This is a genomic window from Lacinutrix iliipiscaria (assembly GCF_042686125.1).
Classification (GTDB): Bacteria; Bacteroidota; Bacteroidia; order Flavobacteriales; family Flavobacteriaceae; genus Oceanihabitans; species Oceanihabitans iliipiscarium.
Genome location: NZ_JBHUOV010000015.1, coordinates 180,217 through 198,240, shown reverse-complemented (window position 1 = coordinate 198,240; position 18,024 = coordinate 180,217). Strand labels below are relative to the sequence as shown.

The 18,024-nt window shown below is 33.0% G+C and carries 15 protein-coding genes; 5 read left to right on the top strand and 10 right to left on the bottom strand.

Translation table 11 applies throughout. From position 1 onward, the window contains the following. Positions 1-365 precede the first annotated feature (365 nt). Positions 366-5,792 carry a T9SS type A sorting domain-containing protein gene (locus ACFS5M_RS13625; protein WP_183489358.1) on the bottom strand — a complete coding sequence of 1,809 codons (5,427 nt, stop codon included), beginning with the start codon at positions 5,790-5,792 and terminating at the stop codon, positions 366-368. 65 nt (positions 5,793-5,857) lie between these two features. On the opposite strand from ACFS5M_RS13625, the gene ACFS5M_RS13620 reads away from it, so the two are divergent. Genes ACFS5M_RS13620 through ACFS5M_RS13600 form a run of 5 tightly spaced genes read left to right on the top strand, consistent with a single transcriptional unit; the run spans position 5,858 to position 10,630 of the window. Then, positions 5,858-6,412, top strand: coding sequence for an NUDIX hydrolase (locus tag ACFS5M_RS13620; RefSeq protein WP_183489549.1), 555 nt, complete (start codon positions 5,858-5,860; stop codon positions 6,410-6,412). Between the two features lie 14 nt (positions 6,413-6,426). After that, positions 6,427-7,110 carry a PrsW family intramembrane metalloprotease gene (locus ACFS5M_RS13615; protein WP_183489355.1) on the top strand — a complete coding sequence of 228 codons (684 nt, stop codon included), beginning with the start codon at positions 6,427-6,429 and terminating at the stop codon, positions 7,108-7,110. 44 nt (positions 7,111-7,154) lie between these two features. Further along, complete coding sequence (locus tag ACFS5M_RS13610) at positions 7,155-7,640, top strand: biotin/lipoyl-containing protein (protein WP_183489352.1); 486 nt, start codon at positions 7,155-7,157, stop codon at positions 7,638-7,640. Position 7,641: 1 nt separating this feature from the next. After that, positions 7,642-9,081: an acetyl-CoA carboxylase biotin carboxylase subunit gene (gene accC / locus ACFS5M_RS13605; RefSeq protein ID WP_183489349.1), complete on the top strand. Its 1,440-nt coding sequence runs from the start codon at positions 7,642-7,644 to the stop codon at positions 9,079-9,081. Positions 9,082-9,088: 7 nt separating this feature from the next. After that, a complete protein-coding gene (locus tag ACFS5M_RS13600; protein ID WP_183489346.1) occupies positions 9,089-10,630 on the top strand; it encodes an acyl-CoA carboxylase subunit beta in 1,542 nt (513 codons plus the stop codon). Positions 10,631-10,637: 7 nt separating this feature from the next. On the opposite strand, the gene ACFS5M_RS13595 is transcribed toward ACFS5M_RS13600, so the two are convergent. From ACFS5M_RS13595 to ACFS5M_RS13555, 9 genes are all read right to left on the bottom strand, one after another. Then, positions 10,638-11,813, bottom strand: coding sequence for a C45 family autoproteolytic acyltransferase/hydolase (locus tag ACFS5M_RS13595; protein ID WP_183489343.1), 1,176 nt, complete (start codon positions 11,811-11,813; stop codon positions 10,638-10,640). Between the two features lie 82 nt (positions 11,814-11,895). Beyond that, on the bottom strand, positions 11,896-12,423 hold the full coding sequence (locus ACFS5M_RS13590) for a GNAT family N-acetyltransferase (RefSeq protein WP_183489340.1): 528 nt from the start codon (positions 12,421-12,423) through the stop codon (positions 11,896-11,898). Between the two features lie 2 nt (positions 12,424-12,425). Beyond that, complete coding sequence (locus tag ACFS5M_RS13585) at positions 12,426-12,872, bottom strand: DinB family protein (protein ID WP_183489337.1); 447 nt, start codon at positions 12,870-12,872, stop codon at positions 12,426-12,428. Between the two features lie 168 nt (positions 12,873-13,040). After that, positions 13,041-13,418, bottom strand: a complete 378-nt coding sequence (locus tag ACFS5M_RS13580; RefSeq protein WP_183489334.1) for a hypothetical protein — start codon at positions 13,416-13,418, stop codon at positions 13,041-13,043. Between the two features lie 12 nt (positions 13,419-13,430). Further along, a complete protein-coding gene (locus tag ACFS5M_RS13575) occupies positions 13,431-13,832 on the bottom strand; it encodes a GreA/GreB family elongation factor (RefSeq protein ID WP_183489331.1) in 402 nt (133 codons plus the stop codon). A 23-nt stretch (positions 13,833-13,855) separates the two neighbouring features. After that, entirely contained in the window at positions 13,856-15,151 is a 1,296-nt protein-coding gene (locus ACFS5M_RS13570; RefSeq protein WP_183489328.1) for a Glu/Leu/Phe/Val family dehydrogenase, read from the bottom strand. A 12-nt stretch (positions 15,152-15,163) separates the two neighbouring features. Beyond that, complete coding sequence (locus ACFS5M_RS13565) at positions 15,164-15,358, bottom strand: hypothetical protein (RefSeq protein ID WP_183489325.1); 195 nt, start codon at positions 15,356-15,358, stop codon at positions 15,164-15,166. 185 nt (positions 15,359-15,543) lie between these two features. Beyond that, on the bottom strand, positions 15,544-16,872 hold the full coding sequence (locus ACFS5M_RS13560; RefSeq protein ID WP_183489322.1) for a sigma-54-dependent transcriptional regulator: 1,329 nt from the start codon (positions 16,870-16,872) through the stop codon (positions 15,544-15,546). Between the two features lie 3 nt (positions 16,873-16,875). Further along, positions 16,876-17,997 carry a sensor histidine kinase gene (locus ACFS5M_RS13555; protein ID WP_379899100.1) on the bottom strand — a complete coding sequence of 374 codons (1,122 nt, stop codon included), beginning with the start codon at positions 17,995-17,997 and terminating at the stop codon, positions 16,876-16,878. Positions 17,998-18,024 lie beyond the last annotated feature (27 nt).

The window sequence follows — 18,024 nt, the reverse complement described above, 5'->3', positions numbered from 1 at the left end:
TTATACAAACTATTTAATATGGATGAGCGCATAGATATTGTAAATAGCGAAGGTTTTCCTACTGGAAACTCTGAGTTAAAATCCTTAATTCATGCAAAAAAATATTATCATAACACAGCTCATGTGTGGTTTTAAACTTCCAGATCAAATAGGTCTTCAGGCTTTGAAAAAGGATTTATTCGGTAGCAAAATATTTGTATCATTCAGAGGAAATTATATTAGAATTTCTTGTCATTTATATAATACTTCGGAAGATTTCAAACCATTAATTGCTTGCTTATCGTCGCATGTTTCTTAAAAAATGATAATTAATTCAAATAAAAAAGCCCAATATTCTATAAGATATTGGGCTTTTTTTTATTTGTTTACTTTACTATAAGTCGTTTCATATATATATCATTCTGCTTAGTAATAACAGTAACAAAATATATTCCAGAGTTTAGCGAGCTTACATTTAAATCTGTGCTATTTTTAACATTAATCACTGTTCTACCGAGAACATTCTTAAGCACGATTTGAGATATTTCATCTATAGTTTTGCTTAGCTCAAAGGATACGTTGCTTTCTGCTGGATTAGGATACATTGAAACTGTGTTTCGGTTAAAAAAGCAACCAACTTCTATAGTAGACTGAACTGATCTACACCTATCTCCTCCTATTCGTATAGGTTGAATAAGAATTGGATACTCTCCATTTTCTTCAAAACTAAAATCTAATGTACTTGTTTCCATTTCTGTACTAACACCATTAACCAAAACTCTAATTCTATAACAATCAAAAATTTCTTGCGGAATTTCTAAAGTATAATTACCACAACTATTTGGTGATAAATCGCTTAAAACATCACTCAATTTTTGTCTTATATCTGAACATGTAGAACAGCAAATTAATTCAAGCTCTTCTTTAAGACATGCATCATCTGGATTATTTAAGTCATAGACGTATAAAACTAATTGTTCATTATCATTATACTCAAAAGTATTAACCCCTGTCTCTAAAAGAATTTCACCACCTCCTATACCCAGAGTAGCAAAAAAACAATCATTAATATTCTGCGGTACAGTAATTTGAACAAAATGACAATCTTTTATAGTGATAGCAGAGTTTGCAATAGTCTGAAACACTTCTAGGCAATCTGGACAACATTCTATTGCAACCTCATCTTTCTTACAAGAATTTTCCGGGTTACTAATATCAAAAACATAGAGAGTGAATTGATTGTTTCCAAGATTCTCTATCGTATTAATTCCTGTCTCTAATGCTATAAAACCATCTCCCATGTCTACTGCAGCAGTAAAACAGCTATTAAAGGCTTGTGGAACTGTGATTTGAATAAAATGACAGTCTTCAATTGTGGTTACAGAGTTTGCAATAATATCAAAAGCATCTTCACAACTCGGACAACATTCTATTTCAACCTCCTTTTTAATGCATGCATCTTCCAGGTTGTTTATATCAAAAACATGGAGAACGAGTAAATCATTTCCAAGATTCTCTATAGTATTAACTCCTGTTTCTAATGTTATAAGTCCCTCTCCCATATCTACGGCAGCATTAAAACAGCCAGTAAAAGCTTGTGGAACTGTGATTTGAATAAAATGACAGTCTTCAATTGTCACTATAGAGTTAGCAATAATATCAAAGGCTTCTACACAATTTGGACAGCATTCAATTTCAAAATCTTCCTTTAGACAACCTAATCTAGGATTAAAAGCATCTACTATAACTAAAGTATACAAATCTGCGTCACCAATTTCTATTAGAGTGGTTCCAGGCTCAATTTGAGTTTCATTATCATCTATATAAACATAAACATCATAGCAATTCAAAATCTCTTCAGAAAGTGCAACTTGCAATTTATTACAATCATCTACCGTAGAAATACTATTTAGTACAATATCATTCACTTCATCACATTCTATACAAGGGCCTTGATAACATGTAGCAGGAATAATCCATTGAACAGTAAGTGTATCTGAATAATCGCTGTTAGGATCGAAAACAGTAAACTGAATATAATAATTAGCGTTTTGGTCTGGAAATGAAAAATCATCCACATCAAAACTAATGTTATCTGTATGGAATAATTCTTCATCGTTAGTTAAAATACCGTTTCCATTAGCATCGTCAAACACTTGCCACAGATATGTTTGTCCTTGACAAACATCACCTATTATTTGTCCAACAAACTCAATAGGACATAATTCTGGAGTGGTTTGTAAAAAGGTGAAATCTAATTCAAAGTCGGTACATGGATTATCATAGCAAGTATCTGCAATAGGCCAAGGCACAATTAGTGTTTCAGAGTAGTCACTATTTGGATCGAAAATGGTAAATTGGATGATATAATTAGCATATGGATCTGGAAATGAAAAATCGTCACTATCGAAACTAATTTCTGATGTTTGATATACCGAAATATCACCACTATCAATACTGTTATTACCATTCTCATCATCAAAAACTTCCCAAAGATAAGTCTGTCCAGGGCAATCATCTCCATTATTAATACCTACAAACCCAAGTGGACAACCCGTCTCTTGATCTTGTGAAAATGTAAAATCTGGTTGAAAATTATTGCAACTTATATGGCAGTCTACATCTACATTAATTGCCCCATTACAAGTTTCATTAGTATAATTACTTGTCAATAAAACATCTATAGCATAAGCTCCATTCATATCAAAGTTTACGAGGTTTGTACCTTCTTGAATAAGTAATGGCTGCCCCTCTAAAGTCACTTGAACACTATAGCAATCGAAAGTAGATGGTGCAATAACAAAAGCATATTCACCACAATTACCTCCACTTTCAATAAATGACTCATCAATATCATTAAAAACGGATTCACAATTAGTACAAGGTGGAGGTGTACAAAACGCAAAAACACTCTGTGTACTTGAAATACTTCCACATTCATTACTTACAGTATGTGTTACTAGATAAGATCCACCAGATGCATATCCATGTGTTGGGTTGACAAAATTATCATCTGTTCCAACACCTGATATTACTGTACCATCACCAAAATCCCATTCATGCATATCATATGTCTCATTAGATTGAAAACTAAATAAGCAATTACTAAGGTTTAGGCTACTAGAAAATCCAGCATCAGCAGGTATTCCTCCTGAATTAATAGAAACTGCAACATCTACAATAGAATCTGCAGCAGTAAGATTATTATTAATTACTAAATTAGAATCACCTCCAAATGTAACTGGGAAAACGCGCCTTAATTGCAAGTTCACTGGTCCTAATATATCAGATAATACTATTTGAGAACCATTGGCATTGACACTTTCAATATTATATTGAGTAGCAGGGTTTGTAATAAGAATTCCATCTGCATCGTAATCACCTGAAGAATCAACTAAATCGGTTAACCGAACTGGAGTTCCAGGGTTTGTCACATCCCACCATTGATATTGCATATTAGTTACATCACATAAATCAATTCCTATAGTATGTGTAGTCCCGCAATCAACTAAATAATTAGTTGGTGTTTGATGGAGACGGTCTTCAATTAATTCTACTCCATCAATAGCTAGGATATAAAGAGAGGTAATTGTTGGATAATCAATACCTAAACTATAAAACGCACCATTTACTGGATGCGAAAAATTCAAAAATTCATTTTCTATATCGGCAGGCGATGTGAAACTAACTACTGTTTGTGACCAATTTTGAGTTACGGTATTATCAACTAATATATTAGTATGATTATTCTCAAAGTCTTCAATATTAGTATTACTATCTGTAAATGTTCCAGTAGCTACATCATGATAGTAATAGGAATCAGCTGTAGATGAAGGAAAACTACCAAAAGGTTTACTCAATGTTACATTTAATCCAATAGCATAACTAAGACGTCTTCCTCCTGTAATATTTCCTTCCAGATTAGTGTTTATTCCATCGTTCTTATGATAAGATAAAAGGTATTTAGTATTAGGCTGAACACTTTTAACTGAAGTAGAAATGCCTTCTGTCCACATATCAACTTCTCCATTATTCACTTCATTAATACCTCCACCAAATGATATTCGTCCACCAAAATCACCTGGTAATACATTATAGTTTCTAATACCTGTAGAAGTATTTTCACAGCTTGGATTATCTGGTAACCAATCTGGAGTGGAAAATGCCAGACGCCATCCAATAGGAATGTTATTAAGGTATTGACAAGCAGAATCAGAATCTAATGTTTCATGAATAATATGTGGATTACAAATGAGATTACAAGGGTCGCTATTAGTACAACCAAATTCTGCTCCTGGACAAGCAATAATTTCAATATCTACATAAGTATAATTACCGAAATTACCTTGATCATCCATAGGTTGGTAGCGCAATTGCACAGTCCCTAAATCTGGATACGTCGGGTTATATAGAAAAATTCTATTCGGAGCAACACCACTATCAACTATTAACTCATTACCACTTGGGTCTGTGAGATTTGAAACGCTAAGATTTGAACCCGTATCATTATTCAGTAAATCTGCCTCATTTATTTGTACAATTGTATCATCACAATTATCGAAGACTCCTATATTTGGAATATCATCTCCTCCAAAAACAACTGGATTACATCCAGGTAAATTAAGAACATTTACATTAGATACATTAGTGACAATAGCAGGATTACCAAACTCTACAACATTAGCATGACCATAACTATTAGAAACTAAATAGTTTAAATCGCATAACACATTAATCTGATCAACATCTAAGCGGTTAGTTTCTCCTGATCCAGTACCAGGACCCATTAAATATTCATCAGATGGTAACAAACAATCATCATTTCTATCAATATGGCTCAAACTGGTTCCTGGGAAAAATGTATCAGGTGCAAAAACAGGAAAATTTGCATCTCCAAGTCTGATACCAGTAACTGGTGATTCACACCCAGATGTTAAAAGACTAGTATTTAGCGCTGGATTAAAGCTCCAAATGCTTCCACTATTAACAATAACATCCGTTCCAGATTCCGTTTTTAAAAGTGTATCATAAGGATAGTAAAAACCAAGTTCTGGTGATCCACTTGCATCAATTCCTGATGCAAAACCTAGCGCATGCATGAGTTCATGTAGCAATACACCATACATATCTACTTCATTACTTATACTTGTTGGGTTATTAAAATCTGTAAACCAATTAAAACTAAAATTAATCCTTATATAACCATCCCATTCATTTGGGTCATTAACTCCAGAATTAATTGCCTTCCATACATTGCCTGCGATTACTGATCCTTCTGGAAAACCAGCAGTATCATAGTAAGAAGAGGCTGCACCTAACGGACCATCTGTAGCTGAAAAAGAGCGAATTTCAAATTTAACAGGTTCCATACTTGCTGCTCCATTTTCAATAATGAGGCTTTCTACATCTGCAAATAATTGAGCTAATACATTTCTATATGCATCACCTTGACTGTTTAATGTGGTAAAGTTATCTTCATTTACAACACCATCAGGATCAGCTAAATACAATGCGAAAAGTCCATCTGGACTTATATAATCAGGTGTGTCAGTTACTGCTCTTCCAGCTTCATTAATATTTTTATTAATTTTTTTATGAAACTTATTCCCGAAACGATCTATAAACTCATTCTCTAGACTATGTATTCTATTGCCAGATTTGTCTTGACTATAATGATTTTCATTTTCACAAAACTTAACAGATTTAAAATTCTCAGTAACTGGACTACATTGTATATTTGTATTCTGAGCCTGAGAAAATATTGACAATAATAATCCAAGTATTGTCAATAAAAAAGAGTACTTTTTAATCATAATAAATGTATTGGTTTAAGGTTAGTTGCTTAAAGATACAATTATTTAATATTTAATTATTTTAAATTATCGAACTTCTTGATATCATAACATCTGATGGATTTCCTACTGGAAACTCTGAGTTAAAATCCTTAATTCATGCAAAAGGATATTATCATAACACAGCTCATGTGTGGTTATATACTAAAGCTGGAGAAATTTTATTAGCGCAACGTTCAGCTTTAAAAGCTATTTGTCCATTACTTTGGGATGTTTCAGTTGCTGGTCATGTAGATGCTGGCGAAACCATAAAACAAGCTGCTATTCGAGAAACGCAAGAAGAGATTGGGCTGTTGGTTAATGAAGAGCATTTAGAAAAAATAGGCGTATTTCCATGTTTTCAGACTTATGACAATGGTATTCAGGACAACGAATTTCATCATACTTTTATCGCTGAATTAGTTCAAGATATTAGTCAGCTTACACCTCAAAAAAATGAGGTAGAAGAATTAAAACTAGTCCGTTTTAATGAATTTGAAAATTTATTACATCACAGTGAAACAAATAATCATTTTATAAAATCGAACTTCAACTATTATGTTTTTGTTTTAAATACGATTAAGCAAAAACTTAAAACCTAACTATTCTCCTAAACATGCAATTACTTGCCTTAGCTGTAGCACCAGTTTTTATAATCATTCTTTACATATACTACAAAGACAAATATGATAAAGAACCTAAACGCCTATTATTATTTAGTTTTTTATTAGGTGCTATTGTAAGTATCATTATTACTACAGTTTTATATGTATTGACCGATTACACTATTCCTATACAAATAAAAGATAACAAAAGTATTGTACAACTCTTTATAAAGGCATTTTTAATCGTTGGGCTGATTGAAGAATTTAGCAAATACATTATTGTGCGTTATTTTGCTCAACCTAAAAAAGAATTTAACGAACAATTTGATGGTATTGTATATGCTGTAATGGTTTCTATGGGTTTTGCTGCTACAGAAAACATCATGTATGTTCTGGAAAGTGGTGTTCAAACTGCATTATTAAGAGCTTTTACAGCAGTTCCTGCACATGCCACATTTGCAGTAATAATGGGTTATTTTATGGGGAAAGCGAAATTCTCTAAGCATAAAAAATTACTAAATCTCTTTGGTTTATTCTTTGCTATTCTCTTTCATGGTGCCTACGATTTCTTTCTATTTTTAGAGTTCATTCCTGGTATTTGGGTTGGCGCATTTATCTCTTTATTTATTGGATTGTACTTATCAAAAAAAGCCATTAATACACATTCTGATAATTCAAGATTTAAAGTCTCTTAGTTTTTGAATTTTTAATATTTATATTTACACCAAATTAGAATAATATGTCTAAATCTTATAAAGTCAAAGTCAATAACGCTTCAGAATTTGATATTTCATCGGAACAATTTTCTGCACTTGATGCCATAGAAGTATCGCCTTCTAAATTTCATGTCCTTCAAGAAAACAAAAGCTTTAAAGCTGAAATTACTGAAGCAAATTTCAACACAAAAACATATAAAGTAAAAGTTAATAACAACAACTATAATGTAAACATTTTCAATAATTTAGATTCATTAATAAAACAAATGGGTTTTGAAGTTGGAGCAACAAAAAAAGTCAATGAAATAAAAGCGCCAATGCCAGGACTCATACTTGAAATTAACGTAAAAAAAGGACAAGAAGTAAAAGAAGATGATGCGCTTTTAATCCTTGAAGCTATGAAAATGGAAAATGTTTTAACAGCGCCTAGAGATGGTGTTATAAAATCTATTGCTATAAATAAAGGTGATGCTGTAGATAAAAATCAACTATTAATTGAATTTGAATAATATGAAGAAGATATTAGTAGCCAATAGAGGTGAAATTGCTATACGTGTGATGCGAACAGCTAAAAAAATGGGCATTAAAACAGTGGCTGTCTACTCTACTGTTGATCGAAATGCACCACATGTAAAATATGCTGACGAAGCGGTTTTAATTGGAGAAGCACCATCAAACCAATCCTATTTATTAGGTGATAAAATTATAAATGTAGCTAAATCACTTAACGTTGATGCGATCCATCCGGGTTATGGGTTTCTTTCTGAAAATGCTGATTTTGCTGAAGCTTGTGAAGAAAACAACATTACTTTTATTGGTCCAAAATCTAAGGCCATTAAAATTATGGGAAGTAAACTTGCCGCTAAAGAAGCTGTAAAAGTCTATGATATACCTATGGTTCCAGGAACCGACGAAGCCATAACAGATATTACTGAAGCTAAAAATATTGCTCATGAAATTGGTTTTCCCATTTTAATAAAAGCTTCTGCTGGAGGAGGCGGAAAAGGTATGCGAGTCGTTGATAAAGCAGCCGATTTTGAATCTCAGATGAATCGTGCAATAAGCGAAGCAACGTCTGCTTTTGGAGATGGTTCAGTCTTTATTGAAAAATATGTTACCTCACCAAGACACATTGAAATTCAAGTCATGGCAGATGCTCATGGCCATGTTGTTCACCTTTTTGAACGCGAATGCAGTATTCAACGTCGTCATCAAAAAGTTGTAGAAGAAGCACCATCATCTGTTCTAACTCCGGAGTTAAGAGCAAAAATGGGAGAAGCAGCCATTAAAGTCGCAAAATCTTGTGATTATTTAGGCGCAGGAACCGTAGAGTTTTTATTAGATGATGAGCATCACTTCTATTTCTTAGAAATGAACACACGCTTACAAGTCGAACACCCTGTTACCGAACTTATTACAGGAACCGATTTAGTAGAATTACAAATACGTGTTGCGCGTGGTGAAGAACTTCCTATTAAACAAGACGATTTAAAAATTAAAGGACATGCCTTAGAATTGCGCGTTTATGCTGAAGATCCTTTAAATGATTTTTTACCTAGCGTTGGGAATTTAGAAGTTTATCAATTACCTGTTGGTAAAAATATACGTGTCGATAACGGGTTTGAAGAAGGTATGGATATTCCTATTTATTACGATCCTATGCTATCGAAATTAATCACTTATGGAGAAACGCGAGATGAAGCGATACAATTGATGCTAAAAGCAATAAATAACTATCATATTGAAGGTATACAAACCACTCTCCCTTTTGGAAGTTTTGTTTGTGAGCATGACGCTTTCCGTTCAGGACAATTTGATACACATTTTGTAAAGAAATACTATTCGCCTGAAGCGTTAAAAAGTAAACAGGAAGAAGAAGCTTATATTGCTGCACTTATTGCAGTAAAACAATATATAGAAGATCAAAAATTATTACGCTTACCTAACTAAAATCTGTATGGAAGATAAGATAAAAAATCTCAACGAAAAATTAGCTGCAGCATATTTAGGTGGTGGACAAGCAAGAATAGACAAGCAGCACGAGAAGAAAAAACTAACAGCTAGAGAACGTGTACACTATCTTTTAGATGAAGGCTCTTTTGAAGAAATTGGTGCTTTGGTTACTCATCGAACTAAAGATTTTGGTATGGAAAACCAAAAATTCTATGGTGATGGCGTTGTGACTGGCTATGGTACAGTACATGGAAGACTCATTTATGTATTTGCCCAAGATTTTACTGTTTTTGGAGGGTCTTTATCAGAAACACACGCTGAAAAAATATGTAAGATTATGGATTTAGCGCTTAAAGTTGGAGCGCCTTTAATTGGTTTAAACGATTCTGGTGGTGCACGAATTCAAGAAGGGGTTCGTTCGCTTGGAGGTTATGCCGATATTTTTTATAAAAACGTACAATCCTCTGGAGTGATTCCACAAATTTCTGCCATCATGGGACCATGCGCTGGTGGCGCTGTTTATTCACCAGCAATGACTGATTTTACCATTATGGTAGAAGATACCAGTTATATGTTTGTTACTGGTCCTAATGTCGTAAAAACGGTAACGAATGAAGAAGTCACTTCTGAAGAATTAGGTGGCGCAAGTACGCATTCTAGTAAATCTGGAGTTGCTCACATAACTGCATCAAATGATGTCGAATGCTTAGAAGATATAAAAAAACTACTAAGTTATCTTCCTCAAAATAATACTGAAAGCCCTTCGCTTCTACCCTTTGAATTTAAAATTGAAGAACGAGATAGTTTATCTAATATAGTTCCAGATAATGCAAATAAACCTTACGATATGCATGAGGTAATTTCTGGTATTATAGATGAAGACTCTTTTTATGAAATTCATAAAAATTATGCGGAAAATATTATTGTTGGTTTTGCTCGATTAGGAGGTAGAAGTATTGGTGTTGTAGCCAACCAACCAATGTTTTTAGCAGGTGTTTTAGATGTTAATAGCTCGAAAAAAGCAGCACGTTTTGTCCGTTTTTGTGATGCCTTCAATATTCCATTATTAGTATTAGAAGATGTTCCAGGCTTTTTACCAGGAACCGATCAAGAGTGGAATGGTATTATCGTTCATGGTGCAAAATTATTATATGCTTTTAGTGAAGCCACAGTGCCAAGGGTTACTGTTATTACGCGTAAAGCCTATGGAGGTGCTTATGATGTCATGAATTCTAAACACATTGGTGCTGATATGAATTTTGCTTGGCCTAGTGCTGAAATTGCTGTTATGGGAGCCAAAGGTGCTGCGGAAATTATTTTCAAAAAAGATATTAAATCTGCAGAAAACCCAGAAGCAAAATGGAAAGAGAAAGAAGCTGAATATGCTGAATTATTCGCCAACCCTTACAGTGCTTCAGAACGCGGTTTTATTGATGAAGTCATTCTACCTAAAGATACTAGGCGTAAATTGATAAAAGCTTTTTCAATGCTAGAACATAAACAAGTGAATAAACCAAAGCGAAAGCATGGAAATATTCCGTTATAGTTTATAATCACTTTTTGCTAAAATCAATTCGAGTAAATTCTGATTCATCTGGAGGACCAGCAGTTATTTGTAAATAAGGTGTTTCAGTTAAAGTCATAACGACTGAAGCAAATGTAAACCCGAAAGCATTTTCTGTATTGCTATTACAAACAGGATGCTTTTCATTATCCTTCGACCTTAAGGCCTCTTTAATGATTTCATCATTAATAGTGAATTTGTTTAGCATTCGACTTTTAAGTGCATCTAATCTTACATAACTATTTGATGCTCGTGGTAAAGATTCATCTTTTAGATTAGGATTATAATTTTTATACCACGCTTTAACATCTGTATTTACAATAGGATGATTGGTATGATACACTGTGCCATTTTTATTTTTAGGATCATATCTTACCACTTCATTTGCTGAAGCTTCAAAATCATAGACTTCACCTCTAATTCCGATGATATAATTCTGACCTGAAGCATGGTTTACAGACTGAATAAATGTTAACAAATCCTCTTTATCTGTAGAATTAATAATACGTCTAATAACAAAAGCAACTGGCAATCCTTCAGAAGAAGCCTTTAATTGCATGATGGTATTTACAACTACACCTACTCCATTTTCATTCATACCATTTAAAGCAATTAAACCTGGATGCGTTAAGATGAGCTGTTCTGGTTTGTTATCATGTCGTTGAAGTGTTATGAGAGTTTGGTAGCCATCTGTGTACGTTTCAATGTCCATGTTTTGAGCAATATAGCTCGGACTTCCATTTACTGAGGCAACACCAACATCACTGCAATGATGATTGGAGAGGTCATCAATATACACCCAAAACTCATCTAACAAATTCAGTATAAAAATGTCATTAAAATCTTGACCTGAGCCATCTGCTATTCCTCTAATTTCTTCATACAACTCTGGAGTCCATTTTTTTATAGCTTCAGTAAAATGTGCATATTTAAAGAAATCGCTTACGATGCTATCAGAATCCTTTTGAAAAGTTTGAGTCGTATTCTGTTTCCATTTAGATACGATTTCAGCAATCTCTGATTTTAACAACGATCCATGTTGTAGACCTAACTCATAACCACTGCCAGAAAGTGTAACATGCTTTAATTCTCGATTATTTTTTTTCTGAGAAAAACTCGTAAACGCAAAAACGAAGAATAAAAGTAAAACTGCCTTAAATTTCATAATGATTGAATGATTTTGGTTTATTTATAAAAATAGTAAACTATAAAACAACGCCATCTATTTTTAAGAAGTTTTAACACACTTAAAACACTCTACCATAATATTTTAGATCAACGATTTCTCCTTTTGTGGTTTTATAATCATTTTTAATAACACCTTCTAATAGGAAGTCATTATTTAAAGCGACTTGAATGCTCCCTAAGTTTTTACTTCCTATACGACACAATAGTTTCTTAAATTTATAATGTAAAATGAGGTGGTCTATAACCAACCCAAGAGCTTTTGACATGATTCCTTTTCTATTATAATTGGCATCAATAAAATAGCCAAGTTCTGCTTTAGGTAAATCCCAATTTATGTTTTTCACATCTACTAGCCCAACAAAAGTATTCGTCTTTAAATCTGTTATTAAAAACGGAAAATAACTCTGTTCTTCTATGTGTTGTTGAATGATTTCACAATACGCTATGGTATCATCTAAAGTCTGAGTTTTGGATACTGTTCCTGCAAAAAAATCTTCTAAACGCGGTCTATTTCTTTCAATTAAATCAAAAAAAGCTTTTCCTTCATGAGGCTGTAATAATTGAATTTTAAAATGATCAAACTCCATAATTAGCAATCTAATAAACGTCTGTGGTAATTAATTTGTCCTAAATGATATGCTAAATGCATACTTAAATGTACGAGGAAATATTCTGTTGTCATTGTATCTTCAAACACACGTCGTTTATATTCCTTTTGCAAATCTGCAGGAGACAAGGCTAACAAAGTCTGTTCTACAACAAGTGTGACTTCATCAATTTGTTTCACCAATTCCTCTCTTGGTACATCTTTAAGTGAAAATTCTAATTCACGTTGTCTAATATAATTTGTGTTTCCTAAATCGTGCCCAATAAAATGATTTAGGTTTCCGACTAAGTGAAGACATAAATTTCCTGCTGAGTTTTTTATCGCACCATCGACTAGCCACATATTTTTTTCACTGTTATACTGTATAATTTCAGCTTTCAAAGCCTGTAAATCTCTTTTAAAAAGTTTGATTAAAGTTGCTGTTAGCATGGCACAATGTTTTTGTTTTAAATTTAAGAATTAAAAATAGAAACTTAAAAACAAAAACAGCTCAAATCATTTAATTTAACAACACATAAAAACCATCAGGACTTAAAAGGAAAAAGCCAAAACAACAAATTGCTTTGGCTCTAAAAGTAAAAATTAAATTAGGGATAATTATTTGAGTATTTCAGAATATAGCTGAGTTTTCAGTTTTCTATAATCAACAATGGTTTTAATATAGAGCTGCCTAATATGTTCGTGTTTATTAATATAATATAAATCACATTCAAAGTGGTCACACTCTTTATACTGCACCATTGAATTTTTATATGCTGTAAATTCATTCAACACAGATTGATTCTTAATAATTATCTCCAGAAAATCATCTCTTATAGCTCTATTCTTAAGAACATTAGAAGCTATTTTTGCTAATCTATCACTCTCCTCAATTATATAGTTTATGTGTGAGATCCAAAAACCTAACTCTTCTGCACTTCGTTTCTGAACTATACGGTCGTCAGTATCATGATCAAAATATGTATTTAATTCCATTATTATAGTATTTTACTTTACTTTTTGTATTTGTTTCACATCTTTAATTTCTAAAGATTTTGAACCTCCTGGAAACTCCCAATCAATAACATCCCCCTTTGCGTAACCAATAACAGCTAATCCCATAGGTGTCAAAATGGATATTTTTTTATTAGAAAAATTACTTTCAGTTGGAGATACCAATTCAAAAGAATTCTCCCAACCATCAGCCGTAGCAACAACAACCTCAGAATTAAACCGAATAACATCCTCCGGCATTTCTTCTTCGTTTGATATAATTGCCGTTTCTAATTCTTTTTCCAACCTTAAGACCGATTGTTTTCTTGTAGGCTCTTTATAACTTTCTGCCAAATTAAGCAGTTGCTTTAGTGCAACATATTCCTTTTTTTCAATTACTAAACTACCATACCTCATATCTAACTTTTTTTTTTAATTTATTATGGAAAAATTCCTCTTTGCACATACGCTTTTTCAATGCGTTCAATAGCTAAAAAATAGGCCGCCGAGCGCATATCAATATGTTTGCTCTCTGATGTATTCAAAACTTTATTAAAAACTTCTTTTATCTTTTTATCAATTTTGACTAAAATCTCATCAAGTTCCCAAAGTTCTCCATTACGGTTTTGCAACCATTCAAAATAACTACCAATAACACCTCCTGAGTTGCATAAAATATCAGGAATAATAGTAACGCCTCTGTCTAACAAAATCTTTTCTGCTTCAACTGTCGTAGGTCCATTTGCACCTTCAGCTATTAAAAAAGCTTTAATATGTGGCGCATTCTCCTTTGTAATTTGATTTCCTAAAGCTGCTGGGATACAAATATCACAATCTAAAGTAAAGAAGTCGTCCTTGACAATAGACATCGACTTAGGAAACCCTTCAACACTTCCTTGGTTGTTCTTAGTATATTCAAACAAAGTCTCAACTGGAATCCCCTTTGCATTCCCAATGGAACCGAAAGCATCTTGAACTCCGACCATTTTAGCGCCTTCTTGCTCTAAGAAATGAGCAGCCCAATAACCTACATTTCCAAATCCTTGAACAATAAAAGTTTTATCTTTTAACGATACATTTTTATTTTTTGCCCAATATTTAATAGTTAAAAACACACCATAACCTGTCGCTCTATCTCTTCCTTCTAGACCTCCAGAACCTATTGGTTTTCCTGTTACGACATGTTGATTTTTAGAACGTTCAGATGGTGCTTTTGTCGACATATAGGTGTCAGCAATCCATGCCATAGTTTGTGCATTTGTATTCACATCTGGAGCAGGAATATCATGTTCTGGTCCAATATTTTCACCTAAGGCATACGTAAACCGTCTTGTAATACGTTCTAATTCTGCATTCGAATATTTTTTAGGATCTATTTGAATTCCTCCTTTAGCACCTCCATAAGGTAAACCTGCTAATGATGTTTTCCATGTCATCCACATGGCTAATGCTTTCACAGAATCAATATCTATAGTTGGATGATAACGTAATCCGCCTTTATAAGGCCCTAATGCATTATTATGTTGCACACGGTATCCTTTAAAAATTTCAACATCACCATTATCCATACGTACAGGAAAGTGAATAATTAATTCGTTATTGGTAACTGCGAGTATTTTTTTAATGTTAGGGTTTAAGTCAACCATATCTGCTGCTGCGTCAAATTGTTTCATCACATTTGCCAGCATACCTTGCTTTGGCTGTTTTTTCTTTTTTAATTCTTTTGTTAAAGTCATTATTTGTTGGTTTTAGATAATCTCTATGGCACGCTCTGAAGTATCGTACGCAAAAGTATTATGGGTTGATAATGGGGCTTCTGAATCGTTTATAGCATCGAACTCATATTCACTACAAGACCATATAAAGTTCTTATCTGATGTTAAACTACAGTCCTGGTTAAATTTGCAATCACTGCATAAGCTGTTTTCCATAGCGTTATTCATATTTTTAATTTTAAATATTACCAACGTATAGGCAACTGCTATGCCACATTAAAATAAACTACACAAAAATTATAGTAATGAATTGTAATACAGTATATTACATTCTATTATTTGAAATATTACAATATTGCAAATTGGGGAATATTTCCCCAGGTGAGTAAATATAACTCACTTTTATAGAAGGCTTATTTTATTTTTTCGCTTAAGGTTTTACGATCTATTTGTAAAATTTTTGCAGCTTGTGTTTTATTATTCTTGGTGAACTCTAAAACTTTTAGAATATAGTTTCGTTCCACTGTTTTTAAAGGTAAGAGCTCTTGATTATCTTCAGGAAAGTCAATAGTGTATTTTAAGTGTTCAGGTAAATCGGCTATCGTAATCTGTTTATGACACATAATTACAGCGCGCTGAATAACATTTTCTAATTCCCGAATATTCCCAGGCCACGTATAGCGTTCAAGAGCTGCAAGAGCATCTTCAGTAATGGGTATCAATCGGTCTTTAAACTCTACACCATACTTAAATAAAAAGGTTTGAGCTAAAACTGCCACGTCCTCTAAACGGGCTCTTAGCGGAGGAACTTCAAGTTCAACAACAGTTAAACGATAAAAGAGATCTTCACGAAAACGGCCTTTTGCGATTAAATCTTTTAAATTAACATTAGTCGCTGCAATTACCCTAACATCCACATATTCAACTTTTTGCGAACCGACTCTAGTAATTTCTTTTTCTTGAAGAACACGTAATAAGCGCAATTGAGTGGCTAAAGAAGCATTCCCGATTTCATCTAAAAATATAGTTCCACGATGAGCAGCTTGAAAAAAACCATCTCTCTGTGTATCAGCACCAGTAAAAGCACCTTTAGCATAACCAAAAAGCTCAGATTCTAATAAGTTTTCTGGAATAGCGCCACAGTTCACCGCCACAAAAGGCGCTGTTGCGTATTTCCCCATATAATGAATAGACCGTGCTACTAACTCTTTACCTGTTCCACTTTCACCTGTAATAAAAACTGTAGCTTTATTATTCTTAACACGTTCAATAACATCAGTGACTTTTTTCAGGGCTTTTGACTTTCCTATCAATTCGCCGTAAGCTTTATTATCTTTAGCTACATTAGAAACCACTTGCTTCTTCTTGGGTTTATCTTTTAATGCATTTAAGACGGCCTTTTTCAGCTCTTCTTTGGTGAATGGTTTCGTCATATACTCCATAGCACCAGATTTTAAAGCATCTAAAGCGCCATCAATTGAAGGGTAGCCTGTTACAACAAGCTTAGGAATATGAGGAAAATGTTCAGAGACATATTTCACCAATTCTAAGCCATCAACACCTGGCATTCGTAAATCCGTAATTAATAAGTCTATGGCTTTATCTTGCAAAATGGTTATTGCTTCTTTTACAGAAATGGCTTTATAAGTATGGTAATTTAGCGCCTTCAAATGACGCTGAATGAGTTCTAAAATATGAACATCATCATCAACTATTAATATATTTTCACGGTTGAGTGCCATAACTTAATTTTTAGGAAAGCTTATAGTAAAGATAGTGCCTTTTGGAGAATTAGGGCGATGTTTAATAGTCCCTTTATGACTCCTAACAATTCCATGAACAACACTCAATCCTAATCCTGAACCTTCACCTACTGGCTTAGTTGAATAAAAAGGATTAAAAATAGCATCATTTTTTGAGGTTTCTATACCCAGACCTTCATCACTTATATCTAATATTATATTCTTATCATCTTGCTTGACAGTAACGACTATAATACCATTTTCTGGTGAAAAATAAATTGCATTCATAACAATATTAAAAATTACTTGCGTCAACTGAATGGCATCCACACGAAGTGGAATGTTCTTATCAGAAATTGATAATTGACAATCAATATTCTTCCTCGTAAAATTAGGTTTTAAAAGAGTTATCGCATCCTTAATAATGGGCGTAACATTGGTAAGTTTCATTTCTTGCGGCATATCACAAGAAAAAAACATAAGTTTTTTAACCACTTCTCTAGAATAAATGGCACTATTCGTGATTTTTTCTAAATCGCTAATAGCAGCTTTATTATTTAGAAACTGCTCTTTTAAAAGTTCAGAATACCCCAAAATATTAGCCAAAGGCGTGTTGAGTTCATGAGCTATTCCTGCAGTAATTTCACCTAAAATAGTTAATCGGTCTGCACGCTCTATTTGACGCTTAGAAATAACTTCGTTGTCTATAATTTGTTTGCGTTCAAATAAATTACCTATTTCTATAGCGACTTTTTGCAATAGTTGTTTTTCTTCATTTAAAAAACTATTTGCTGTATACTTAGCTTTAGAATAGCCTACTTTTATAGAACCTATTTGGACATTAAATGCTTTTATAGCAGATAATATAAAAACTTTATTTAGAGGATCTTTCCCAGCCGTAAACACATTCTGATCTATCAAAATTTCTACAGATGCATCTTTTGGAAAGCGAATAGCATCTTGAAGACTTCTAGCTATGGCTTGAATTGTAGGATCTAAATCATTAAAATTACAATTCGAAATATAAGAGCTAATAGTATATAAACAACTAAGTTCTTTAATACGCTCTTTTAGTTTTTCTTCTGTAGTTATTAAAGGCAACATACCAATGCAAATATTAAACAAAAATACACATTTTAATGAGGTATATGA